We start from the raw sequence: 24,896 nt of genomic DNA, 5'->3' as shown, positions 1-24,896 counted from the left end.
ATGTAAGTAAATAATTAACCAGGCTTTTCCCCTTTAATGAAACAAGAGAAGTAAAAATTTCTGTGAAAATTTTTATGTAATAAACTTGTCGTGGTGATAATTATAAAAGTTTTATTATTTACGGATAATACATTATAAATCAATCCAAACTGCATTTTATTATCAGATTGTACCTCCTGACCCCATTATCTCCGATGATAAGGTGCTCTGCTGCCACTTAAATGGGAAAGACCATTGAATTAGGTTCTCATATCATAAGATGAAGTATATGAATTCATATTAGAAACTACCTCTGGTTCTTCCTCAGAAAGTACTGATACTAATTCTCGATAATCTGATTTAAATGTTTTGAAAGAGTCCGCTATTTCAGTACAATGATCGTACAGTTCTCTTCCATTTATCCTTTCTGCAACCGATACTAATTCTTGTAATTTATTATAATCATTAATTAACTCAGCTAATAGATTATTTAAATGTTCACTGTTTTTAAATTCGTTTAAGTGCTCTTCAAAAGTCTTCAGCTTAATTTCTAATTCACTAAAGTCCCTTTTAAGTCGAACTATGTCTTTAGTTAATGATTTTTTATCAATGGCATGCTTTTCAAACATTACCATATCATTATTCAGGTTTGTAAGATTGAAATAATCTACGAAGCTATAGTTTGTTCTTGCTAAATCGAGTACCTTTAAGCAAAGATTTTGGGTATCACGACCAGTTTCTTTAAATAAATGATTATCAATCATTGATTGTGTAAATTCATAATATTTGGCTAATGATGTTGGTTCAAGTAAATAATTGGCTGCGGACAATAAGACTTCTCTTTTTGCTGACCTTATTGCTTTAGCTTTTTCTATTTTTTTATCAGTTGATTCCAACAGTCTGTAAAGTCCTCCTCCCAGTGGTTTATTTTCATTTAAATCGTCCTCTAACTTTAGGAGGTGTTGGAGTGTTTTTTTATATAGCTCACAGATTTTTTGATGTCCTTGAGGATGAAAGTCTTTTTGGTTTTGAGTAAACGTTTTTAGAGCACCACGAATCACTTTTGTAGAGTAGATAAAATGGTCTGATCTAATTGGTACTCGAATGTTTTCTTCATTGGTATAATTGTTTCTAACTCTTCTAACTTTAGATAAAGCATCTCGAATAGCTTTACAGACTTCGTCTCGCTGACCTCTCTTTGTTCCTGGATAATCGAAACTAAGATTAATATCAGGATCTTCATATTGATATTTAATTGAAGTGATAAAACTTTTTTGAGCAATCACACGTAAAATTTCACCATCAATTACGTCTGTTTCTACATTATCGTAATTTATTGTATATGACCCATCTTTGTTGTCCTTTAATTGGTTAATGTTGTTGAGGTTAAACGGATACAGGTAGTCCTCGGATGTTTCAATAATTATTTGATCGTTTTTTCTCAATCGGATCATTTTTCTAAGATAGAGCTCCAAATTGTCTACTTCTAAGTATTTTGCAACCCTAGAAATGGAGACGTAATCATCCATACCATAAAAAAATAGAGCATCAGATATACGCACAAGCTCAGGGAGAATTAACTTACATTGCATATCTAGTTGATTTACAAATTCATCTGTTTTTTCGATAAAAAAATTATTATTTTTACTATCAATAACTAAATTCATATTTCCTATTCTATCATCAGGTACCATGAAAGTATGAAGCGCCAAACCATTTTCAAATCTCATCCCATCTATATTTTCCGCCAATTTTTGGGCGAATCCATCATGTTCATCAGTAATCAGGCCAACGTTACAGGCTAACAAATCTATATCTAAAACATGAGGGTTAATTTTTTTAAAGAGGACTATGTAATTAAACAATTGTTCTGAAGAGTTAAAAAATCCAAATGAATCTCGATGACCATGAGCCATAAATGATATGCGAGTTTGTGTATGAGGAATAATAGGGATATCCTCTGGATCTATAACTTCTATACACTCTTCATTAAGTTCATTAGCTAAAAATTGTGAGACGCTTAAATCAATTTCATTATTAGAATCTGGGGTTGGAAAGTGCATAAAAATACGAGTCATAGCAATCCCTTATATTTAGATGTTTGAGTATTTAAATATCTTTCATATAGAAACTCCAAATTAAAAACATGTGCAGGAGCACCAGAATGCAAAATTCTATATTCAATATCAATTTTTTCAGGTCTAGGTGTAATAGATTTTATTTCATTGAAATAGCTTTTAATTACACCTTGGGACTCTGAATAAAATTCATCAGGTTTCTTGGATTTTATAATAAAATTATCAGGAGCAGATAAAATTTCGAATTGATCTTTTCCAATTTTGCAAATTAGGAAGCTAATAGAATTTGCTTTTACATCCCAATAAAAGGCAGACTTAATATCCATACGATCTTCCAGAATGAAAGTACTCTGAACTTATTGAGCTTTATATAGCAAACAACCTAACTATTTTCAAATTCACTTCTAGTAATAGAATAATAAAGATAAAAAATATTAATACCCTTGTTCTACTTTTATTATATCTTTTTGGCTGTGACTTTTGCAGCAAATAAGCATGGATTGATTATTTTTCCCAATTAACCTATTGATTTTATTAAAACTGCTAGTTAACCTTGCTGCCCCAAGTGGAGCATGGTTATTAAATGACACCAGCAAAAAACTTACCAATGATCATTGAAAAATCACAAGATGAGATTGAGCGAATCATTGCATTGGTGCAATTATCGAACTTACCTGAGGGAACAAAACTCTTTGTCATTGGTTGTATTAACCTGGCTTCTTGGATTCCGAGAGCATTGGTCGAGCACATACAGTCTACAACCATGCAGTCGAACACCATATTACTTTGGAACAGCTAAGCGCAGGCCAACTTTGCCCATTTGACTGCGGTGGCAGGCTTTATCGCATGGCCCCTGGAATTATCGTGAACATCAAGGGACAGAATCTGGCATCTGTTGATAAATATTGGGTTGAGAAGCTACGATGCGCTTTATGCAATGAGATCTTTTCAGCCAATATTCCAGCTCATGTCCACCAGGAAAATGTTTTCGAAGGTGTATAATCACCCAATAGTCCCTTGACCTGCTCCCATAACTCATCAGGAATTTGCCCGCGCTTTGTTCGTGTGACTCGCCAGTGTCTAAAGGCTTGTTTGAAAGTATCTAGTTTATTGGTGCCATTTATCATTAAGTCGCCTCCTAAAATCATTGAGGCTATAGGCTAAACAATAGCTCTGTCTTTAGTCACGCACGTTTGCCGAAAACTCAGAGTACTTTTTACAAACACTTATCCTCACGCGAAGATAAAAGTATTGAGGGACTACAGGCATTTATCAAAGAGCGCCAAGGATTAAAATTCTCTAGCTGGAACGCATTAGCAGCAGATATTTGCTATGAGACTACTCGCAGGTCCCTTCAATTTAACTGAGACACGTCAATATAAAATCAGTAGTTCTGAACACACATCGGACCAAGAATCAAGTGTGAAAATTCTTAGGAGATTAAGCGCATCCAATGCCTCTAAGTCGACCATAACTAAAGGGTGTGATGAACCCCAAATACCGGCAGAGAATCCAGCAGTGAATATAACTCCCCAAGAAGAAATCTCAGACCAAGAAAATGAAATTAATGCAGACAATAAAGAGCATTTCGTCTTAGTTAAATTTCTCCTTTGAAATAATAATGTGTCATCCATTTTCTCCAGCAAATATAGCCTGGATGCTTGCAACTTTCTCTTGATCACACCTCTCCTACACCCGTCGGAGTAGAGGAAAGTTAATGATTGGCTATCGGGAATGCATTAGTTACTAATGTTAATTAAGAATTAATTAATGTTGAATGGATATAGTCTAATGAATATTATTAGGAGCCAATTATGAGAAGAATATTAATTACTTATCTTTTTTCTTTCATGTTTCTTTCTCAATCTTTTGCAGCAAAACCAACTGATCTTGTTTTGCTACTACGTGTCAATCCAACAGATAAAACAAAAATTTATGCTCAGTTTGTAAAGGATACAGTTATTGCAAAAGATAATAATACAAATAAAACAAACATGCCTAACTATCATGTTACAGCAGGATGGATTATAAACGGAAAAAGCGATAAAAACTTGGAAAATATGATGAAAGATGAGCTAAAAGCTGAATCACCAATAGACTATTTTTTTGGAGAAGCGGGTATTTATCAGGTATCGCCATCATGTCCTAAGCCAACACCAAACAATAAAAAATGTACTCGTAATGCGATTGTATTGTTTCCGGATGAATCAACTAGAAATGAGTTAAAAAACATTAACTTGAAATTGGCTTTATTACTTAAAAAATACAATCAGGATTATCATACAAATTTCAAAATGTATGCAGATATTACTCCAGAAAATTATACACCCCATATCTCTTTAGCAGCTACCAAAAAAGTCCTTCCAAAGAATAGAGAGAAAGCAGTAATACAATTAAATGATAAAATAAAAGACAGTAGTTTTAAATATACGAGAATAAAATGAACTCCCCAAGCAAAATAAAGGATACGCTGCAGGTTTAAGACAATTTAATGTAAGTTTTACATTTTTACTCTCTGAGTCTAAGCTATAATCTTATTGCTTGAAAGGAACTCCTAATCTCATGGAGAGATATGATGAAAATTTCCCGAAATATGATGAATAAAGCCATTGAAGCTAAAATCATTACAGAAAAACAAGCGAATGATTTAATTGAATTCATAAAAAATCTTCCCGAACAAAGTCCAGGATTTAATCTAACGAATGTTCTTTATTATTTTGGTGGACTTATTGCTATAGGTGCCATGACATTATTTATGAACCTGGGATGGGAAATGTATGGAGGCTGGGGAATTTTATTTCTCTCCGTGTGCTATTCCATTCTGGGTGTTGCACTGACTCATAAGTTATATAATATCGGTTATAAAATACCCGCCGGAATATGTGCCACCTTTGTAATCTGTCTTACTCCTCTAGCTATTTATGGATTACAACAAGGCATGGGCTGGTGGCCAGATAAGAGCGTGTACCAAGACTATCATGTTTATATCAAATGGAACTGGATCTTCATGGAGTTAGGGACTCTTATCGTAGGAATTATACTGGCCTGGATCTACCGCTACCCCTTTATGATTATGCCGATTGCAGTTACCCTCTGGTACATGTCTATGGATCTTACTTCTATGCTTGATCCTGAAAATTATACCTATGAGCTAGGCGCTATGGTTTCTATGTATTTTGGCATAATTACCGTATTAATAGCTTTTTGGGTGGACGTTCGATCAAGAAATTCAGCAGACTTTGCTTTCTGGCTTTATATATTTGGAGTGATAACTTTTTGGGGAGGACTCAGCGCACAACACTCAGATAATGAGCTTTCTAAATTTATCTATCTGTGCATCAATCTTTTAATGATCTTGATTGGAGTTATTCTAAACAGAAAAGTATTTGTATTATTCGGCGCTTTAGGCAGTTGTTACTACCTAGGATATTTGGCATTCAAGGTCTTTAAACTCAGTTACTTATTCCCTGTTGCTTTGACGGTTATTGGCTTTGGTATTATTTATTTAGGTATTCTTTGGCAAAAAAATGAAGCGAAACTAACGCATACAATTCGCTCGATATTACCCCAACCTTTACAGGATTTATTACAATCTAGAGATCAAATGGAATAGAATTTTAGACAGCAGCCATTTAATGCAGTTTTAATTCTTTAAATTATTGATGCATCCCAATGCATTGATTATTGTTGAATTAAATAAGAAATTAAAATTCTAATCGTTGATTCATTCTATTTTGTAACTCTACTGCTCTATCGACTAATTTTCCTGTACCGGTACGAAGTAAACCATTCCCTTTATCATATTTATGATTGATTTCCATTTTTTTTTCTAAATCTTTGAGAGTTATTTCTCCTCTTAAAAAATCCTTTGTTGCTTCCAAAACGTTTATTTTGTGAGGATATCTTCCATAAGTAGGATATTTTTCCTGGTCTTGTTTTAGGAGAACGATTTTCCCATCAATTTCATTAATAAGATCTCTAATATCTTCAGGTTCTCCTACATTATTGTGTCGAATTTCAATTAATTTATCTTTAAAATCGAGAGTAACATTATCCTCAATCTTTGCATTACTTGATCGTTTTAAATGATAATCATCAATTGCCTTTATTCTGGCCTCCAGATTTTGAATTTCAAAATCATTGATAGTTTTCTTCAGATCTTCTGAAAATATAAAATGAAGATTTTCCAAAAATATATTTGCCTGGTGGGGATCTTGCGCTTCTCTATGTATTAACCCATCAATTACTTCTTCATTCATTTCTGTTGAATAATCAAAAATACCTAAATCATCTTTTTTTATAACCCTTCGGCATTCAATTAAGGCATAAACGTATTCAATTGCTTGAAGCTTTTGATAGTAGTCAGTGCTTATAATGCCGCAAGTTTTTTCAATATAATTAGGATCTGCCTGTACTTTAGAATGAATTTCTCGATAAATAGCATTTAGTTCATTAATCAGGCTTTTATCGAGAGTGCTTGTAAAACAAGCGCGTTGCAACAACCAAATCCCTTTTTCTAGATATTCAGACTGACCCGTCTCACTAAAATAATTTTTCATGCAAAATTTAATTAATGAGTTAGTTATTTTTCTATTTCCCAAATCAATACGTTGTAAATTTTTTAATAGCAAATCAAATTCTTCTGCTTCACTTTGTGTATCTAATTCAGTTTCTTGAGTTTTTTGTGGCAATGTAAAGCCATGAACTTGAATGTGCGAAAGTCCCAATTTGTCTAGCATGAGGTGTAATTCCTGTACATTTTCTTCTGGAGTAAAGAGAAGTTTTACCGTTTGCATATCCAATTTCCCTGTATAAATTTGCTCATCGGGTGAACCCATTGAAAATGGAATTGGTTTTGCTGTAGAACAATAGATGATTGGATACTGATTAAATAGTTGCCTTATAAATAGGTCATCGGCAATAAAAGGTATATTTTCCCCAGCTAAGAGCTCTCCTATTTCTTTCATATATTTAGCAAAATATTTTACAATTTTTATTTTTCCCTCGGGGTCTTGTGTACGTTTTAATAGATTTTCTTTTTCATTTTGTAAGAGTTGTAAATAATAACCTCGTTTCTCATTTCCACCATTTGCATCCATGATCATTAAATTTGTTGCTGTCATTACCAGCATTTTGAGTACTGTAAGATAAGTAGCTGGACTAATTTGGGTAATTAAGTTCTCCATATTTTGATGGAACGAATGAATGTCAGTATGTCGTTTAGATCTATTGGCAAAACCATAAACCACCTCAATATCACTTACTTTTGTTCCCATTCCCGATAAAGAATCATAATTGACGCCTAATTTTCTACTTCCAGCTGTGCCAAATACCCCTTTAGAAAGCTCTCCAGAAATAGGATAAATTCCGTATTTTTTTCTTAATATACCTGTAGGAATTAACGATTGAGGGATTTCTTGTGTGCCTTGCCGTGTGGAAACCGTTTTTCCCATAAATGCAAAGGGCGCCGAGCTTCCACCATGAATAAATTGAATCGGTTCTTTTTTAGGATCTTGATTATATTCTTCTACTATTCCAAAAATTCTTTTTATTTGAAGCTCTTCCTGAGACTCTTTCTTAGCTTTCATTTTATAAATACTCCTAAAGTTGATTTATCACAGTTCAAAAATGGGGTATTTATAATTATTATATAAACTCTTTGGGTTAAATTTATACATTTGACGCTATTTAGCTTTCAATATGTCATGATTTATTAAGTGACTGTAGTTCTCTTATAAAATTCGTTGCAAGTCTCAAGCCCTCAGCTAATTTATTATGAATTTCTGGATGCATATTTTGATCTTGAGCTTCCATTTCATTACGTAAATCAAGGGCAATGTCTTCAAGTAAACGAATTTTTTCTTCTTTACTTATATTTCGATGATAAATTTCTAATACTTCTGCGTCCCTGTTCATATTTGTGCCTATATATTCATTGATTTGTATCAATTATAGTACAAAGAGCTCCTTAGTCTGGTTTATCTAACATCAGCATCAATAAAATGTACCATCTTTCTCGATTCAATAAGTTTGTTGGACATATTCATTAGCTAGATCAAATAAGTACGCAACATGCTAGCCAATCTTTCATACAGATCTAAAGAGGAATAGGGATTAGTAGATAGACCTGCTTCTCCTTGTGAGAAAAATGGGCTTTGCGGATAGATGACTCAATCACGTATCGTTATAACTGCATTTTCCTTTTTGCAGAATCAATCGCAGAAAAATTAATTCAGCACGTTCCATTCTAAGGATGACTATGAAAATAAGGTATTTTGTAAAAATTAAATAGGATAAATAATCCAATATAAAATAAAACTTGTAGGTTGGAATTGTTAAATCTAGCATTAATAAATAGCACCTCCAAATCATTCTATTGGTGCTGCATATGGAGGAGAAAGATTAAAAACCACCGGCTTGAACTTGGGGAGTTTTATGAAGACATTACGATTCATCACGATCATGCTGACGGCGTTGAGCTTGAGTGCAGCGTTTGCCCATCTTTTGGAATTGCCGGCCAAACTTACTTATGACAGCGCGCTGTGGCTTAACCTCCTACAAACCCTCTATCCAACTTTTGGAAGAGTCTCAGGGGTTTGTGAAATCGGAGCGGTTGTTACCTCTTTGGTGCTGGTTGTTGCTATCCGCAACCATCCGAAGGCATTTTTTTGGACTTTGCTCGCTGCATTATGCCTTGTCGTGACTCACGCAATCTTCTGGATCTGGGTCGCTCCGGTAAACGCTGCGCTTGTACCACTGTCACCCGACACCCTGCCTCCTGATTGGACTCGTTTGCGGGACCAGTGGGAGTTTGCACACGCTTCACGCGCGATTCTTCAGATTGTCGCCCTTGCTGCTTTGGTGCTTTCTCTTCTTGTTGAACTGCCACCCGTGCGACGTAGCAAACAAGCATAGATTAATCTATTTGGCGTGCTAGCTCTCCTTTATCCTGTCAGGGCTAAATAAGGACTATAATTAATCAATAGATCTTTTTCAGGAGAGCTCCATGTTAAGCCCATCGATTAGAAAATACATGCATAATCATGATATTGCATATAAGACTATCAGCCACTCTAGAGCATATACAGCATCACAATGTGCGCAAGCAGCGCATATTAAAGGAAATTGTTTTGCTAAATCTATAGTTGTCAAATTGGATGGAAAATTTGCACTCGTAGCAATTCCCGCCCATAGTCGTCTGGATTTAAATCTATTAAAAAGAGAAACTCAGGCAAAACGTGCAGAAATTGCTAAAGAATTTGAATTTCAAGACAGGTTTACCGACTGTGAAGTTGGAGCGATACCATTGTTTGGTGAACTTTATGGCATGGATGTCTATCTTGCAGATAGTCTTGCACATAAGGAATGGTTGGTTTTTAATGCTGGTAATCATACTCAACTTCTGAAAATCAAAAGTGAAGATTTTTTAAAGTTAGTGCATCCGAAAACTTTATCGGAATGTTAAATACGCTATCTAAGCGAAATGAGTATGCTGTGATTTAGTATTAAAATAAACCTCTAAGTTATTTTACAATTTTCATGCACGCTAATGATGCAGTCTTATGATTTCATTCTAATTCTTTGCATGTGGATGATTCCCATGTTTCAAGCTGCCGGTGTTTTTTGACTCTCCATATAAATCACCCAAATAATCATTCTAAATTAATTATAAAGGTTAATTTTATTCTAATCGGGTAGCATCCACCCAAAGGTTACTATATCTCCATACCCCTACGTTAAGCGAAAAAAACCGACTAAACAGTTTAATTGGGTCCAAGAATACTTTGCCAAAAGGCGCACAGAACCAAATAATGACTATAATAAATACAAGTAACGTATAAAAATATGAACGCTCTAATTACTTTTGTTTTTTGAAGTATATTTATTTATTCGGAGTGTGGGCATGAGTATTGGGAAGCTACGCTTTTTTAGCACAAAACCTCAAAGTATTGGTGGATTAGCATCAACAATAGAACGCAATGTGCCTTATTATAGAATTCATGGTACTTTTCCTGAGGATGGCTTGCCAATAAGAGGTAGTTTTGACAGAGTAACAATCGAGGCTTTAACTAAATACTTATCGGAAAACAAACCTCTAATAACATATGGAGGAGCTGTTGCTCTTAATGATTTATTCACAGGCTTTTTAAAAGATAAAGAAATTGAAAATGGAACGAGTGGATTAATCGTGGGCGTTGCAGAAAGACTAATCGTATTATCTTCTCTATATGAATCGTTTCTCGATCATAGAGATATCATTCCAGAAGAATGTACCCATGAAGCAATTATCGAGAGTTTACCTGCAGAGCGTATTATTGCGTATATAACGGATTTAAAAGACTTGCTAAATGGAGAAATTGTAAGAAATCACTTTGCGGATGTAAATTCCTCATTGCCCCCAACAGTTACGCTACCTGAAATGGAAGATTCTGACTTTGTACACTCTGTATGGGAATCAGTCATGTCTTCCAAAGTTACATTAAAAAATGAATTTTAATGAAACATTAACTTGCTGCATTTAATATTTTCTTAATATTTTGTCACTATATTTATCATTTTAACTAATAAAGGATAAATATGAACTTTCAAGATTCTTTCTTTGAAGAACGCTACAATGAATACTGGAATAAAAATGTAGTACCATTGGATGCAACGATCCGCAAATCTCCTTCAAGTCTTAATTTGTTTGAAAAACGAATGAATGTGACTCAATTAATTGGAGCATATCAACAACATGTTTTGAATATTTTATACAATTTGGATCGTCAATCTTATCAGTTTGAAGATAAAAAATATGTGCAGGCATACATGAAAAATACCGTGAGTCAAACGGTTGAAGATTTTTCTTTTTATGCAAAAATATTTCCTGAATCTAAAGAAATTTGCTCAAAATTTTTAAAGACTCTGGGTGTAAGCTCACTCCCAGAAGCTGAACAAACTGTAGCAACTTCGTATATTCCCATGATGTAATTTTTGCTCATGGGAGGGTAATGCCCGTATCTAAGTCCATGTTCAATACAAGCTAACCCTACTTGATTGCAGTAATTAATTAAAAGACTCGGCAGAGTATCTTCTTTGAGGTAGATCCTGATGATCGGAGTCTTTTACATGATGAAGTCTACTTGCCTTATCTTCATCAAAGAAATATGGAGAATACGTCAACTCGGCTCTCGAAGGTTTTTTTACAAAACAGAAAAATGTTGCTTTTGCTACATCCGTTGGAGAACGTACTTCCTCTCTCATCAAGGTAAACCCTAGTTGCTGGGTTATCCTATCAAGAATATTTTTAGAAAAATAAAGAGATTGATATTCGGCTTTAAATTTTAAAATAGCCATCTTAGCATCCGAAGGGGTAGGAATTTGATTTTTATCGATACTGTATCTGAGGTTTAATAAAATATGGGATAAATCCAGTATGTCCTCATCAAAACAATTCGCATGCTCTGACAAAAAAAGTACTCCCCCTGGTTCTAGAATTTGGCTTGCCTGTTTTAAACTGTTGAGCTGTGCTTGAAATGAAGGGAAATGATGTAATGAATGATTATACATAACTACCGCAAATTTTTTCCCTTTAACTGCACTTACCAGATCGCTGCCATCATATACATAATAGTTATGAAGTTGAGCCATGTAATGATTTTTTCTTTTTTGATCACTGCTCGTTTCACCACCCCAGTCAATCTCAGTTTGAATATCAATTGCATTTCCTTCCATCTCTAAATGCTGGCTTACTAAATAAGTCATTACACAATCACCAGCACCTACATCAAGAAGAGCTTTTCCTTTCAATTTTTCCTTCTGTTGCGGTGAAAAATGAGAGGTGATAATACGCGCAATATTTGCAGATTTATAATGCTGATACTCTTTATCAGTCATTGCAAACTCCTTTTTATACTGCATGCCAACTGAAAGATACCATTTATGGATTAATGCAGCGGCCTCAGTATCAGGGGTTTCTAAAGGTAAATCTTGTAGTGTTGTAATAAAATCCAATACTGCTTGTTTTTCTATATCTGCAAATGCATATAAAAAAGCTTTTTCTGCTTCTTTTTGACGAGACTTGAACTTTAATAGTTTAATTATTTGATTAGACTGAATGATTTGCTGTGGAGTTGAAGTTAGGACAGGAGCTTTTTTTGAAACTTCATCCATTGGCATAAAATTAGAATTTTCCTGACTGGGGTCATGATTATTGTTATTCGTAGTTGTTGGCATATCACCTCTATAATTAATTTAAATTAGTGTGCATTATATGCCCAACTGTTATTATTTTCAATCCACTCTGTTCCTTTATATCTCACTTAATTTAAATGAGTATTATTCATGATTTAAGTGGGAGTTGCTGAAAAATACTTTTGTGGTGTATTCTGGTTTTGCTTTGGCTGGGATGCTGCGAATTTATGAAAGAATCTTATTTCCATTTCTCTACAACACTAGGATTATTATTTGCTAGTTTTCTCGTATTCCTTATTTTTTTAGGAATTTGGAATATATTCCAAACAAAACATACTATATTAAGAAACTTTCCTCTCATAGGCTATGTGCGTTATATCTCTGAATCATTAGGGGTCTATTTAAGACACTTTTTTTTTACTCGCGACCGGGAAGAGTTACCTTTCAATCGTACCGAACGTACGTGGATTTATGAAGCAAGTAAGAATACCGATACAACTATAGGATTTGGAACTACTCGTGCCCGAAAACCGAATACAATATATTTTGTTGACTCACCTTTTCCTGTGCTAAAACGATATGTAGTAAAGGCGCATTCGGTTACAATTGGAATTCATTGCAAATACCCCTATACAACAAACTCATTAATCAATATTTCGGCAATGAGTCATGGCTCCATTTCACAAAATGCAATTCTTGCTTTATCGCATGGTGCAAAAAAGGCAGGTTGTTGGCTCAATACAGGGGAAGGTGGATTATCCCCTTACCATTTAGCAGGTGGATGTGATTTGATTGCTCAGATCGGATCCGCAAAATATGGATACCATGATGAAGACGGTAACCTTTCTGATGAAAAATTAAAAGAAGCAGCGGCACATCCTCAAGTTAAAATGTTTGAAATTAAACTAAGTCAAGGTTCAAAACCAGGAAGAGGTGGAATATTACCCGCTGTTAAGGTAACAAAGGAAATTGCTAAAATTCGGGGAATCAAACCTCACGAGGACTCTATTAGCCCCAATCGCTTCCCTGAAATCTCAAATTCATCTGAATTACTCAATCTAATTCATCATGTAAGAGAAATAACCGGAAAACCTACGGGATTTAAAGTCGTTCTTGGCGATTATGAATGGTTGGATGAGTTATGTGAGGAAATCATCAAACGCGGTTTGGAGTACGCACCAGACTTTATTACCCTTGATGGTGCTGAGGGAGGAACGGGAGCTTCTCCTTTAACACTCGCGGATTATATGGGTCTATCTCTAAGAGAAAGTCTTCCTGTTCTTGTTGATAAATTAGTAGAATATGATTTGCGTGATCGAATCAAAGTCATTGCCTCCGGAAAATTAATCACCCCAGGAATGGTAGCATGGGCACTTTGCGTTGGAGCTGATTTTGTTAATTCAGCGCGCGGATTTATGTTCGCACTTGGCTGTGTACAAGCACTGAGATGTCATAAGAATACATGCCCGACTGGAATTACAACCCATAACAAATGGTTGACCCGAGGCTTAAACCCCAAAAACAAGGCTGTTCGCGTCTATCATTATGTCAAAAATCTCACCAATGAAGTAGGGATCATCTGCCATTCCTGTGGCGTAGAGGAGCCACGAGAGTTAAGACGACATCATGCACGAATTGTCTCAGAGCATGGTACATCCGTTTCCTTAGCAGATATCTATCCTTCAAAGGAAAAAGGATCAAAAACTAACAAAAAGCAGAAATCATAAAAAATCCCAAGTGCAATAAAGAATACCGCCAAAGGAAGTTTCTAAAATGAGAGCGCAACAACTAAGCTTTGATTTTACACAAACATGCAATAAATCATCAAATTACACAATTTTATCGGGATCGTACTTATTACTTACTTTCAAGTTTTTTTGCTACACTACAATAAATCCGATTCGAAATCTTTTATTATCGGCAAATTGATAATCTGATCAATAAATAGCTAAAGTAGAATAAGGAAATTCGATATATGAACTATTTAGATCTTATTCTAAAAACTCTAAATAAATTTGCGCAAAATTTTATTGCGCTTATTCCAAATTTCATTATTGCCATTATTTTTGCCTTTATTACTTATTTTCTCGCGAAATTAATTAGTCGTCTGGTGAGTTCGTTTTTACCGAGAATAGCAATTCGCGCCAATTTAGTAACAATTTTTCATAAATTAACCATTGTCATAGTGTGGTTTTTGGGGATATTAATTATTTCAGCTATTCTAATTCCCTCAGTAACAACAGCAAATGTTTTGGCAACTTTGGGGTTAACCTCTGTCGCAATCGGTCTGGCATTTAAAAATGTTTTTGAAAATTTTTTTACTGGCATTTTGATCTTACTCAGAGAACCTTTTAGCATTGGTGATTTTATTGAGGTTGAGTCAGGGCAAGAGGATATTCAAGGGTATGTTCATCGTGTTTCCGTTCAAAATACACATTTGCGTAAAACGGACGGTACACGGATATTTATCCCGAACTCTAAAATGTATTCGAGTATAGTTCGGGTATATACTGATGAATCCCTCAGACGCGAAAAAATTGTTTGCAGTATTGATTTTGAAACCGATATAGAAAAAGCTCGTTCCGTCATTACAAAAGCTATGGAGCAGTGTAAAACGGTTTCTAAAGATAAGTACATTCAAGTCTATGTGGTTTCTTTTTCTTCTAATGGTGTTGACTTTGCAATATATTGGTGGACAAATCCTGAACCCAGCCAGCAACGTCGTTCACTTGATGAAGTACTCACAACGATTAAAAAAGCACTTGATGAGGAAAAAATCCCGATGACCTATTCCACTCCGGTGAGCTTTATTGAGCCTTTGATGCTTCATAATAAAGAAAAAAGTGGATCCCAAAATAAAGCAAAAAATGAATCACAAAATACAGAAGAAAATAAAAAACATAATAATGGGTCCGAGCCTTCTTAGATCAGCTATTTAAGTACTCGCTTTTCCCAGAACAAATCAGTTCTGTACTGGATCAATTAAAAAGAATAAAATCTTTCTTGTCTTTTTATTTTACCGTTCCACACATTTGGATATTTTCAAAATGAGCCTGTTTTTAGATCTCTCTCTTCTTAAAAAGAATCGAGACTTCAGATTTCTCTATTTAGGTCAATTTATTTCATTTATAGGTACTATGATCAGCAGTGTCGCACTGCCCTATCAAATTTATCATATGACTCAGTCAACTTTTTTGGTCGGTTTACTCAGTTTGGTTCAATTATTGCCTCTATTAATCACTGCGCTGATTGGTGGTGTATTTGCTGATCGATACAATCGTCGCGGATTATTAATTATTAGTGAATTACTTCTTGCCGGAGGATGTTTTATACTTGCTCTTAACTCATATCAGACATATCCCTCCCTAAGTCTTATTTTTATCATTTCAGCTTCTATGTCTGCGATTAACGGACTGCATCGCCCTGCTTTTGATAGTATTATGCAACAAATTGTTAACCCGAGTGATTACAAAAAACTGGGTGCGCTTGCTACATTTAAATTCAGTTTTTGTATGATTATTGCACCGGCTTTTTCTGGGCTTATTATTGCCCAATATGGTATAGTTGTTACTTATACGGTTGATTTAATTACATTTTTTATATCTTTAATCACTTTAGCCGGAATTCATACAATACCCAAGCCCGCCACGCAGGAGCATGCTTCCATTTTATCTTCCCTAAAGCAAGGGATTTCTTTTGCGTTTAATCGGCAGGAATTAATAGGAAGCTATGCTGTAGATTTTATCGCCATGGTTTTTGCGTGGCCTAATTCGTTACTTCCTGCTGTAGCCCAATCGTTCGGCGGTGCAAAAACCTTAGGTTTGCTTTATTCAGCACCCGCTGCAGGAGCACTGATTATTTCATTTGTCGGTGGTTGGACTGCAAAAATAAACCATGATGGTAGAGCCATTGCCATTGCCTCTATCTTGTGGGGTGCAGCAATGATTGGGTTTGGTTTATCAAGTTCCCTTTGGTTTGTCCTGTTTTTCTTAGCACTTGCTGGGGCTTTTGATGCGGTAAGCGGAATATTTCGCACTACTTTGTGGAATAATACTATTCCAACGGAATATCGTGGAAGGTTAGCCGGGATTGAAATGATCAGTTATTTGAGTGGCCCTAAATTAGGTGATACACGCGCTGGATTTATTGCTACCAGTTTTAGCATTTCAACGGCTCTGATCTCAGGCGGTGTATTATGCATTATAGGGGTAACCTTTTGTTGTTTGGCCTTGCCAAAATTTTGGCATTATCGCTCACACCAAGCAGAAACCTCAACATAGACCGAGAACTCCTAAATTTATTTAAGAATTACACTACCTTCACCAAGAAAGCACATAAAAAAATAAGCTTTATACCCTAAATCAGTTATCCTTCTTTTGCACGCATTTAAAAAATAGTTATACTTGTTTACTAGGAACATTATATTCTTTTATCGATATAATAAGGACATTCATGAAGCAAGCACTATTATTGTTATTATTTTTAACTTCTTTATTAACAGGATGTCATGCGCCAAAACATGGGGAAACTTCTAAAATAGATAATACAGGTTACGGTGGGGTTGGCGGCGCTGGAGGAAGCGGTAGCTCTGGGGGACCTGGTAGCGCAGGAGGACTTGGTGGTGCTGGCGGTCGTTAAGTTAAGATGAATGTTTTTAAAGGATGATACTCAAGATAACTTGCAATAACCTGCAATTTTTTCACTTAAGTTCATCCTGAAAAAAACTCACTTTTTAAAAATTCATAGAAAAGTTTATTGATGCAATATTGGCTAAAAAGTCAGGAACCCCAAAACGTCGAATGTATTGATTCATATAGCCAATTTCTGTAGTGGCTATTGGGTTTATTTTATAACCCAAACCTATGAAAAATCGGTTTTGATCAAAGCCGCGACTGTTTGTACCCACAAAATTATTTTTATGAAGAAACAGTTCATCGCTCGTAACAAAACTAAATTTAGCATATTGTTTGAGCGGAACTGAAATTTTAATAAGCTCCCTGAATCGATAAGCCGTTTTAGGATTATTTTCTAAAAATCGTTGTTCTGTACGTGTTCGGCTGGTGAATGTCAAATACCGATTGGTTTTAGTCCATAAAAGTTGTTGCCATATTCGATCTTCCTCAAATGGATTAGCGGTATTAGGTTTTCCCGTATATATCCAGGCATATCCAACCCAGATACTCAGATTCTCTGTTAATTCATAACCTAATCCTGGGCGTACTAATATCTGTGAGAAGCGACTGCTGTCATCACCTAAGCGCTCTTGTGTTTCTAACCAATATCGCACACGACTCAGTATTTTGTCCGTACTATGAGTCTTAGCAGTCGCTGTTACATTAAACCAAGATTGAAAATCACGCTCAAGTGCACATTCTGCATTTTTCGGCCATCCCATAACGAATATACATACTGAAAACCAGAATAATATACCTATCCTTTGCATTATTATTTTTTAAGTTAAAAAGAGACTCATTTTAGTAGGTGTTACGTAGGTTGAAAAGTATTTTTTCTGTATTTTAAAATCATACATACTTAAAGCCCTCGGAAGAATGATCCTATCAATCCCCGAGAGCTCGAATGAAAATTAAGTTGGATACTTAAGCCAAAGGGGCATCACCTTATTGAGGTAAACCATAAACTTCCATAAGCCAACCTGAGATTCCACATTACCATAGACATCTGCCTTTGTTTCTGGATAGGCGATACCTAAACCAAAGAGTCCTGGTCCAATAATACCGACATAGGGGTTATGGCGTGAATTTTCATAATCGCCGATAACAATCGTTTTACGTTGCTCAAAACCGACTGCATAAATTACTTGGTCACATTCGGGTAAAAAACGTGCGATATTGGGTTCACTGACATTGTAACGTACAAGATTAGTGGGCAAAGTTCCATCAATGTGTTCTCTAGCCCAGGCTGCACTCTGCCCTTTTAACCCAGTATTATCAAAAAGAATCCAATCATCCATCTCAATAGCGTAACAGCAAGGGGAGCGATAAAAATTGATGATTTTTTTAACATCCAATTCTACAAGATGCTTTAAAATAATAATTGAAGAATGAGAAGAACCAAATACCCCATAAGTTTCATCACGCTGAACAACAGCAGACAATTTTTCCTTATCAATTGCTGTATCAAAAGGAATTACGTTAACACCAGGGTAATTTAATGTTGATGGCAATGCACCTGTAGCCAATATTACATTTTTAGCGTAGTAGGTTTGTGAATCTGAACTTAAAGACCATAGCCGCTTAGATAAAAACATATTATGGATAGTTGTTTTCACTGCTTGGACTTTTTGTAAAAAATTTTCTGTGATCCACTGCAAGGGCTCTGCCATGAAACTCAAGGTACATGTTTCATCTAGAGGTAAATGATTTAATTGAAAATCAATTGGAGCCTCTTGATAATGAAAAGAATGGACTGCCGATAAAAAATCTTTAAAATATTTGACCTTAGTATTACTTGAGACATTACGCCAATAAAGGCCAAAATCACCAACCTTAAAATGAGGATCAAGCCATAAAATATCCTCTGGTAAAATACCATTATCCAATAATTTGCCCACAGCTGCGATTCCGGCGGGACCGGCCCCTACTACTGCCCATTGATATTTTTTTTTATGCATAAGCTTATTCTTGATCACATGTATTTACCAGAACACAAGTACCCGAGCTGCAATCATCTATTGTTTGGCATGAAGGATCATAATAACCTTCATTAGGTACTCCCAGAACCACATTTGTATCATCATTTAAATTATCATCATACCAAATACCATCATTCCAGGTATTCACATTTACACTTCCTCCATACCATTCGTTGTTATGGTAATAACTACCATAATAGTTATTATAATATCCATTATTGTGATACCCAGTATTTGGAAGCGCACCATGATACCCTCCGCCATGCCCCTCAAAAGCAAAAGCCGAAGCACTTAGCAGAAAACTTAAGGTAGATATTAAAACACGTGCGCGGAGTTTCATTTTCTTTCCTTAGAGTTAAGAGGCCAGTTTTTAATAAAGTATAGTACTCGAAATGAAAGTAAGCGCAACAAAATTTCATGACAAATAAATAGAAACTATGGATCTTCATGGTACACTTGAGTGATTGCTTGGCCTTATATGGAGGTTCTATGATTTATCTATCAATTCCTGTTGGTATGGTTTTTAGGAAAATGAGTTCTGGGGTAAGGATTAGAGATTGTTTTGTGGATCCCCAAAAGGGAACTGTTATAGAACTACAAGATTTAGTTAAAGAGGCTTTACGTAACAATACAGGACGTAAAAGCCATGTTGTTTTAAAAGAAAACGAATTTACTATATATCTGAGTACACCACCTAACACCGATGATTCTTTTTTAGCTTACGTTCCAAATCATAATGGAAAATATCCAACTGCAGTAAAACCCGAAATTGTGAGTGGAAAAAGCGCGCAGAAATATGATCCCAAATACAACACAAAATACGGTTCTTTTTGGTATCAGCAAATTCTTTTAACTACGGAGCAGGAACTGGAAATTGAAGATAAAATGTTGGAGCAGAGAGAAAATCGCAGACATACTGGCAGTAGTCCTAATGCAACCTAAATTCTTATTTAGATAAAAAAACAAGATGGATGCAACAACGTTGCATCCATGTTTACTCAACAATAAATCAAAACCCGCTAAAATTGGGATTCGGTGACATGCATAATCAATTATGCTAATATGCTTTTCGTTCCAAAATGATTAATACATGCAGTTCTTATTTAACCTACACTATATATATTGGAACAAAATATATTGGACAATCAAATAACACTTTTGGATTTATATGGCAGTTACTATAAAGACCCCTGACGAAATTGAGAAAATGCGTATTTCTGGCAGACTTGCTGGCGAAGTTCTTGAGATGATCGGTCCTCATGTGCAAGAAGGAATCACCACTGACGAACTGAATACTATTTGTCATGACTATATTGTGAATATCCAAAAAGCAATTCCTGCCCCTTTAAATTATAATGGTTTCCCAAAGTCTATTTGTACCTCAGTAAACCATGTGGTTTGTCATGGGATCCCAGGAAAAAAAGTCTTAAAGGATGGAGACATAATTAATATTGACGTCACGGTAATTAAAAACGACTATCATGGGGATACCAGTAAAATGTTCGTTATTGGTGCACCATCAGTTAAAGCAAAACATGTGATTCAGGTGGCTCATGAGTGTTTGTTTATTGGAATTGACATGGTAAAACCTGGAGTACAGTTAGGTGATATAGGTTATGCCATACAACAACATGCAGAAAAAAATCGTTGTTCGGTTGTCCGTGATTATTGCGGTCATGGTATAGGACGCATCTTCCATGAAGATCCTCAAGTATTGCATTATGGAATACCCGGAACAGGAATGAAATTGGAACCAGGTATGACCTTTACTATAGAACCTATGATCAACGTTGGTAAACACCATACCCGCTTATTGCCTGATCAATGGACTGTAGTCACTAAAGATCATAGCCTTTCAGCCCAATGGGAGCATACCTTATTGGTTACCGATGATGGTGTAGAAATTTTGACTCTGCGCGATGAAGAACGAAAGTAAACATACAAAAGCTCATCTCCTTTCCCAGAAGCAGGATGCAGAAAAAAAAAGAATGATACTAGGACTGCAACATCTTAAAAATAACCTGAAACAATTCAAAGAAAAACTTCGCGAAGAATTCGATTATAAAACCAATATCACCACCATAACTCGTAAATTAGTTAGCTTCATTGATGATTTGGTTATTAGTTTATTTACTAAGAATCAACTGGATCATGATGCTTTTTGTCTTCTAGCTCTTGGCAGTTATGGACGTCGAGAACTGCAACTCTATTCCGATGTTGATATATTGTTGCTGCATACTGATAGAGTCTCTAAATCACAATTGCATCGTGCACAAAACTTTATCCAGGATTGCTGGGATGTAGGTTTGGATCTAAGCCATCAAATCACTAGTGTTTCTTCTTGTGCGGAACTAGCGAGTCAAGATGTCACAGTAATTTCCAGTCTCATGGATATGTATTTATTATGTGGTCGCGGTGCCTTAATGGAGGAATTAATTTATCAAATCCATCCCTTACACATGTGGACCAGCCAAGATTACTTTTTAGCGAAACTTCAAGAACAAAAAAAACGTGATGCCAAGTACGGTGAAACAGCTTATAACTTGGAGCCTAATGTAAAATATGGTCCTGGTGGTCTGCGTGATTTACAGATCCTGCTTAGTATTGGTAAACGCCATTTTAACATTAAAAAATTAGCTGACGGCATAAACTATGGATTCATTACTGATAAAGAATACGAAAAACTTACTTACTGTCAGCATTTTCTCTGGCGCGTACGTTTTGCTTTACATGTATTAGCTGAAAAAGCAGAAGAACGCTTATCCTTTGATTACCAAATCAAACTAGCTCAGTTTTTTGGTTATAAAGATAAACCCCATTCATTAGCCATAGAACAATTCATGAAGGATTACTTTAAAGTAATTAAACGTAATAGAGAACTCAATGAGATGTTATTACAATGGTTTGATGAAACCATCGCCCACTCCCCAAGGCAAAAACTGTTTCATCTGGATAATGAATTTCAGCTATCCAACAATTACATTGAAGTAAGGAATACTCGCGTGTTCATTCACCATCCCCAGGCACTATTAAAACTATTTCTTTGGATAGCAAAACGGCCTGATATTGAAGGAGTTCGAGCAAATACTATTCGATTAATTAGGGAATCACTCTACCTGATGAATAAACGCTTTAAAGCATCTCCAGAAACGACAGAATTGTTTATGAATATTCTTAAAACAGCAGAGGGCCCTTATAAGGCATTACATCGAATGAGCCGATACGGTGTTCTAGCGCATTATCTTGAATGTTTCGCTATGGTAACAGGACAAATGCAGTATGATTTATTTCATGTTTATACCGTAGATCAACATACTTTATTCGTAATTCGTAATCTGTCCCGCTTCAAAGAAAAAAACTATGCTGAACAATTTCCCCTCTGTGTCCCAATAATGCAAACTTTAAACAAGCCTGAACTACTTTACTTAAGTGCATTATTTCATGATATTGCTAAAGGACGAGGTGGTGATCATTCGGAATTAGGGGCAATTGAAGCAGCATATTTTGCACAAAATCACCATCTTGAAAAAGAGGACAGTGATTTACTTGTTTGGCTTGTGCGTAATCACCTCATCATGTCACAAACAGCACAAAGACAAGATATTTATGACCCCAATACCATTAAAAATTTTTGTCAACTTTTACCCCAGCCCCACTACCTCGATTATCTGTATTTGCTAACCGTGGCTGATATTTGTGGAACCAATCCCACTTTATGGAACTCCTGGAAAGATTCTCTACTTAAAGAGTTGTATCGTGCTGCCAAACATATGTTACATAAAGAGCAAGAGTTAATAGATGAAACTGCTCTCATCAAAGCACGCAAACAATATGCATTATCTATATTGGTTACAGAAGGTATTGCAGCAAAAATAGTAGAAAATTTATGGAAGCAATTCAAGGAAAGATATTTTTTGCATGAGTCCCCTGAAATCATAGCACGCCATACCAAAGCGATACTGGCTTGCACTAAATTCCCCCTCGTCATGATTATGCCTCACCACAGCCTGGGCGGAACCGAGGTTTTCATTTACATGCCTCACCGAGATGATCGATTTGCTATAGCAACCACTGTTTTGAGCAATCACAATGTCACCATTCAGGAAGCAATGATTCTTACCTGTGATAATCAATATGATTTGGATACCTATATTATTTTAGATGAACAAAATCAGGCATTTTTTGATAAACAACGCTCTCATGATATTCAACAAGCTCTATGTACTCACTTAGCAAAAACTGAACAATTGCCCGTTGTAGCACGAAAAAGACTTTCGCGTGCTTTAGCACATTTTAATGTCAAAACTCAAATCCATTACAATGATGATCTCTCTTACAATCAAACTCGTTTATTTTTAGTCACTGGAGATAGACCTGGATTATTGGCAACAATAGGTAGAGTTTTTTCAACTCTAAATGTTCACTTACATAACGCAAAAATTGTGACTGCTGGAGAACGTGCCGAAGATACTTTTTATATTACAAATCCACAAAATCAGTCACTAAATAATGATGAGAAAGAAGTTTTAAAACAAAAACTTATTCATGAATTACAAATTAGTTCAAAGTAAAGTGATATTAATAAAAAAATGCAGATTGTGTAAAAGATAGAGGAACTATTTTTTTCACATACTCAAGATGCCTTTTAGTTTTGCAATTCGACCATAAATTATCTATAGTATAAAAAACAATTTATTCTTTAAATTTTTATGAAAAAAAAAAGACTGGCTTCATATTTGAAGTTCTATCAGGACTCTAAGATCGATGAAATTGAAGAGCTAAGAAAAAGCTATGCTACTTTGGAAAATCTTGGTGACGAAGATGAAGTCCCTGAAAAAATAGAAGACGAATATCATCATGTTGTAGAAGTCATGAGTGAACCTTCTTTGCCTCATTACCCCTTGTATTGGAAAGAATTTATTCCTACTGTTTTAGAGGACAGCTTGGATGTCTTATTGGATGGGTTTGAAGAGGGAGATCTGGTTTATGGAATAAGCGGTTCGCGTATTAGTTTATTTCATTTTTTGAGACAACAAGGGAAACACGATTTCGCTACCAGGGTTGATGACGTATTCCATGCGACTATTGATCCCTTTCTTGATTCATTACTCGATCCCCGTTTAGCAAAACCATCCAATCCCTTTTATACCCCAGCACAAACATTTAAATCTTATGCCAGTCTTTTAAGACCTGAGATAGACCAGTTCTCTCCCTCAAGACTACCTGAAGAGAATGTACCCTTCATTAAGAAAATGTCCAAGATGGGAGTATTTTGGACGCTAAACGATGAGCATAAACTGCATTTTGTTTTAAATAAAATAGATTATAAGATGTGTTTTGAGAAAAAATTTGACAAGATAACTTTTGCAGAACTTCGTTTTCTTTACCGCTATTGGGAGCAATTTAAACCTTATTATGAACGAGGACAAATCAATTTTTACTTCTTAAATGAAGCGAACCAATTACAAAGAGTAGAGGCTCCTTGGGAATCAAAACCAGATATCGTTGGGACTTATGCACCCCGAAATATCCCTAATAAGAAATACCATGCATTTTTTAATAGTTTTGTAATTGATCTAATCAAAAATGAAATAAAAAATGGAATATGGAGTACTGGCTTCTTTGGACTTGGAGGAGGCAAGTCAATTATTGTTGATGGCCATGAGAAAACTGTTCCTCATCGAGTTGCGCGTATTTATAAAATTGCTATCGACCCTGCTTTAAGTCCGGCTGCAAAATATCTAAAAATTCAAGCAGCTGCCGAGAAAGCAATTCGTAATCCCAAAAAATTACAAAAACCAGAAACTACCGAATTTTATCAGGCAATTCTGGATTTTGATAAAAAATTAGCACCCGTGGAAAAAGATACATTGAGATTTTTTAAGGGTCCGTCCGTATTGAAAGACCAACAGGAAGGCCCAAAAAAGAGCCAACCTAAACTGAAATAAAGAAAAATTTAACATTCAAAATTATACTCATTATCAGTTCCGAGTGATTAATTTTTCTGCTTTTAT

General features: G+C 35.4%; 25 protein-coding genes. 16 read left to right on the top strand and 9 right to left on the bottom strand.

Annotation, left to right across the window (positions count from 1 at the left end; all coding sequences use genetic code 11):
- Positions 1 to 239: 239 nt before the first annotated feature.
- Positions 240 to 2,057 carry a hypothetical protein gene (locus LXO92_RS10165; RefSeq protein ID WP_232890897.1) on the bottom strand — a complete coding sequence of 606 codons (1,818 nt, stop codon included), beginning with the start codon at positions 2,055 to 2,057 and terminating at the stop codon, positions 240 to 242.
- The gene (locus LXO92_RS10160) at positions 2,054 to 2,383 is read right to left on the bottom strand and encodes a hypothetical protein (protein ID WP_232890896.1); all 330 of its coding nucleotides are present in this window, start codon (positions 2,381 to 2,383) and stop codon (positions 2,054 to 2,056) included. The genes LXO92_RS10165 and LXO92_RS10160 overlap by 4 nt, the downstream gene beginning before the upstream one ends.
- A 257-nt stretch (positions 2,384 to 2,640) precedes the next feature.
- Between LXO92_RS10160 and LXO92_RS10155 the strand changes: the two genes are divergently transcribed.
- Positions 2,641 to 2,856, top strand: a complete 216-nt coding sequence (locus tag LXO92_RS10155) for a hypothetical protein (RefSeq protein ID WP_232890895.1) — start codon at positions 2,641 to 2,643, stop codon at positions 2,854 to 2,856.
- Between the two features lie 166 nt (positions 2,857 to 3,022).
- Here LXO92_RS10155 and LXO92_RS10150 read toward each other — a convergent pair whose 3' ends face one another.
- Positions 3,023 to 3,184, bottom strand: a complete 162-nt coding sequence (locus tag LXO92_RS10150; RefSeq protein WP_232890894.1) for a hypothetical protein — start codon at positions 3,182 to 3,184, stop codon at positions 3,023 to 3,025.
- 205 nt (positions 3,185 to 3,389) lie between these two features.
- On the opposite strand from LXO92_RS10150, the gene LXO92_RS10145 reads away from it, so the two are divergent.
- From LXO92_RS10145 to LXO92_RS10135, 3 genes are all read left to right on the top strand, one after another.
- Complete coding sequence (locus tag LXO92_RS10145) at positions 3,390 to 3,671, top strand: hypothetical protein (protein WP_232890893.1); 282 nt, start codon at positions 3,390 to 3,392, stop codon at positions 3,669 to 3,671.
- A gap of 200 nt (positions 3,672 to 3,871) precedes the next feature.
- A complete protein-coding gene (locus tag LXO92_RS10140) occupies positions 3,872 to 4,501 on the top strand; it encodes a hypothetical protein (RefSeq protein ID WP_182352554.1) in 630 nt (209 codons plus the stop codon).
- 131 nt (positions 4,502 to 4,632) lie between these two features.
- Positions 4,633 to 5,670: a DUF2157 domain-containing protein gene (locus LXO92_RS10135; protein WP_182352801.1), complete on the top strand. Its 1,038-nt coding sequence runs from the start codon at positions 4,633 to 4,635 to the stop codon at positions 5,668 to 5,670.
- 91 nt (positions 5,671 to 5,761) lie between these two features.
- Here the strand turns inward: LXO92_RS10135 and LXO92_RS10130 are convergent, their stop codons facing one another.
- Both LXO92_RS10130 and LXO92_RS10125 read right to left on the bottom strand, forming a co-directional pair.
- A complete protein-coding gene (locus LXO92_RS10130; protein WP_232890892.1) occupies positions 5,762 to 7,645 on the bottom strand; it encodes a hypothetical protein in 1,884 nt (627 codons plus the stop codon).
- Between the two features lie 115 nt (positions 7,646 to 7,760).
- Positions 7,761 to 7,973 (bottom strand): hypothetical protein, encoded by a 213-nt coding sequence (locus LXO92_RS10125; protein ID WP_182352552.1) that lies wholly within the window; start codon positions 7,971 to 7,973, stop codon positions 7,761 to 7,763.
- Positions 7,974 to 8,492: 519 nt separating this feature from the next.
- Between LXO92_RS10125 and LXO92_RS10120 the strand changes: the two genes are divergently transcribed.
- From LXO92_RS10120 to LXO92_RS10105, 4 genes are all read left to right on the top strand, one after another.
- Complete coding sequence (locus tag LXO92_RS10120) at positions 8,493 to 8,972, top strand: DUF1772 domain-containing protein (protein ID WP_182352551.1); 480 nt, start codon at positions 8,493 to 8,495, stop codon at positions 8,970 to 8,972.
- 91 nt (positions 8,973 to 9,063) lie between these two features.
- Entirely contained in the window at positions 9,064 to 9,522 is a 459-nt protein-coding gene (locus LXO92_RS10115) for an aminoacyl-tRNA deacylase (RefSeq protein WP_182352550.1), read from the top strand.
- A gap of 438 nt (positions 9,523 to 9,960) precedes the next feature.
- Complete coding sequence (locus LXO92_RS10110; protein ID WP_182352549.1) at positions 9,961 to 10,554, top strand: hypothetical protein; 594 nt, start codon at positions 9,961 to 9,963, stop codon at positions 10,552 to 10,554.
- A gap of 80 nt (positions 10,555 to 10,634) precedes the next feature.
- Positions 10,635 to 11,027, top strand: a complete 393-nt coding sequence (locus tag LXO92_RS10105; RefSeq protein ID WP_182352548.1) for a hypothetical protein — start codon at positions 10,635 to 10,637, stop codon at positions 11,025 to 11,027.
- Positions 11,028 to 11,102: 75 nt separating this feature from the next.
- Here LXO92_RS10105 and LXO92_RS10100 read toward each other — a convergent pair whose 3' ends face one another.
- The gene (locus LXO92_RS10100; protein ID WP_182352547.1) at positions 11,103 to 12,272 is read right to left on the bottom strand and encodes a class I SAM-dependent methyltransferase; all 1,170 of its coding nucleotides are present in this window, start codon (positions 12,270 to 12,272) and stop codon (positions 11,103 to 11,105) included.
- Between the two features lie 185 nt (positions 12,273 to 12,457).
- On the opposite strand from LXO92_RS10100, the gene LXO92_RS10095 reads away from it, so the two are divergent.
- From LXO92_RS10095 to LXO92_RS17185, 4 genes are all read left to right on the top strand, one after another.
- Positions 12,458 to 13,957 carry an FMN-binding glutamate synthase family protein gene (locus LXO92_RS10095; protein WP_182352546.1) on the top strand — a complete coding sequence of 500 codons (1,500 nt, stop codon included), beginning with the start codon at positions 12,458 to 12,460 and terminating at the stop codon, positions 13,955 to 13,957.
- A gap of 248 nt (positions 13,958 to 14,205) precedes the next feature.
- Positions 14,206 to 15,156 carry a mechanosensitive ion channel family protein gene (locus LXO92_RS10090; protein WP_182352545.1) on the top strand — a complete coding sequence of 317 codons (951 nt, stop codon included), beginning with the start codon at positions 14,206 to 14,208 and terminating at the stop codon, positions 15,154 to 15,156.
- Between the two features lie 121 nt (positions 15,157 to 15,277).
- Positions 15,278 to 16,510, top strand: coding sequence for an MFS transporter (locus LXO92_RS10085; RefSeq protein WP_182352544.1), 1,233 nt, complete (start codon positions 15,278 to 15,280; stop codon positions 16,508 to 16,510).
- A 172-nt stretch (positions 16,511 to 16,682) separates the two neighbouring features.
- The gene (locus LXO92_RS17185; protein WP_182352908.1) at positions 16,683 to 16,868 is read left to right on the top strand and encodes a hypothetical protein; all 186 of its coding nucleotides are present in this window, start codon (positions 16,683 to 16,685) and stop codon (positions 16,866 to 16,868) included.
- Between the two features lie 94 nt (positions 16,869 to 16,962).
- Here LXO92_RS17185 and LXO92_RS10075 read toward each other — a convergent pair whose 3' ends face one another.
- The 3 genes from LXO92_RS10075 to LXO92_RS10065 all read right to left on the bottom strand — a co-directional run bounded on the left by LXO92_RS10075 (position 16,963) and on the right by LXO92_RS10065 (position 19,222).
- Complete coding sequence (locus LXO92_RS10075; RefSeq protein ID WP_232890891.1) at positions 16,963 to 17,625, bottom strand: DUF2490 domain-containing protein; 663 nt, start codon at positions 17,623 to 17,625, stop codon at positions 16,963 to 16,965.
- 189 nt (positions 17,626 to 17,814) lie between these two features.
- Positions 17,815 to 18,861: an FAD-dependent oxidoreductase gene (locus LXO92_RS10070; RefSeq protein WP_232890890.1), complete on the bottom strand. Its 1,047-nt coding sequence runs from the start codon at positions 18,859 to 18,861 to the stop codon at positions 17,815 to 17,817.
- 4 nt (positions 18,862 to 18,865) lie between these two features.
- Positions 18,866 to 19,222, bottom strand: coding sequence for a hypothetical protein (locus tag LXO92_RS10065; RefSeq protein WP_182352541.1), 357 nt, complete (start codon positions 19,220 to 19,222; stop codon positions 18,866 to 18,868).
- Positions 19,223 to 19,371: 149 nt separating this feature from the next.
- Between LXO92_RS10065 and LXO92_RS10060 the strand changes: the two genes are divergently transcribed.
- The 4 genes from LXO92_RS10060 (at position 19,372) to LXO92_RS10045 (ending at position 24,830) form a co-directional block, all read left to right on the top strand.
- Entirely contained in the window at positions 19,372 to 19,824 is a 453-nt protein-coding gene (locus LXO92_RS10060) for a permease (protein ID WP_182352540.1), read from the top strand.
- A gap of 226 nt (positions 19,825 to 20,050) precedes the next feature.
- The gene (gene map / locus LXO92_RS10055) at positions 20,051 to 20,818 is read left to right on the top strand and encodes a type I methionyl aminopeptidase (RefSeq protein WP_232890889.1); all 768 of its coding nucleotides are present in this window, start codon (positions 20,051 to 20,053) and stop codon (positions 20,816 to 20,818) included.
- A gap of 52 nt (positions 20,819 to 20,870) precedes the next feature.
- Positions 20,871 to 23,453: a [protein-PII] uridylyltransferase gene (gene glnD, locus LXO92_RS10050; protein ID WP_232890922.1), complete on the top strand. Its 2,583-nt coding sequence runs from the start codon at positions 20,871 to 20,873 to the stop codon at positions 23,451 to 23,453.
- A 138-nt stretch (positions 23,454 to 23,591) separates the two neighbouring features.
- Positions 23,592 to 24,830, top strand: coding sequence for a hypothetical protein (locus LXO92_RS10045; protein WP_232890888.1), 1,239 nt, complete (start codon positions 23,592 to 23,594; stop codon positions 24,828 to 24,830).
- Positions 24,831 to 24,896 lie beyond the last annotated feature (66 nt).

This window comes from Legionella resiliens (assembly GCF_021344005.1).
GTDB lineage: Bacteria > Pseudomonadota > Gammaproteobacteria > Legionellales > Legionellaceae > Legionella > Legionella resiliens.
The sequence above is the reverse complement of the archived record's forward strand: the minus strand, read 5'-3'. Positions and strand labels throughout refer to the sequence as shown.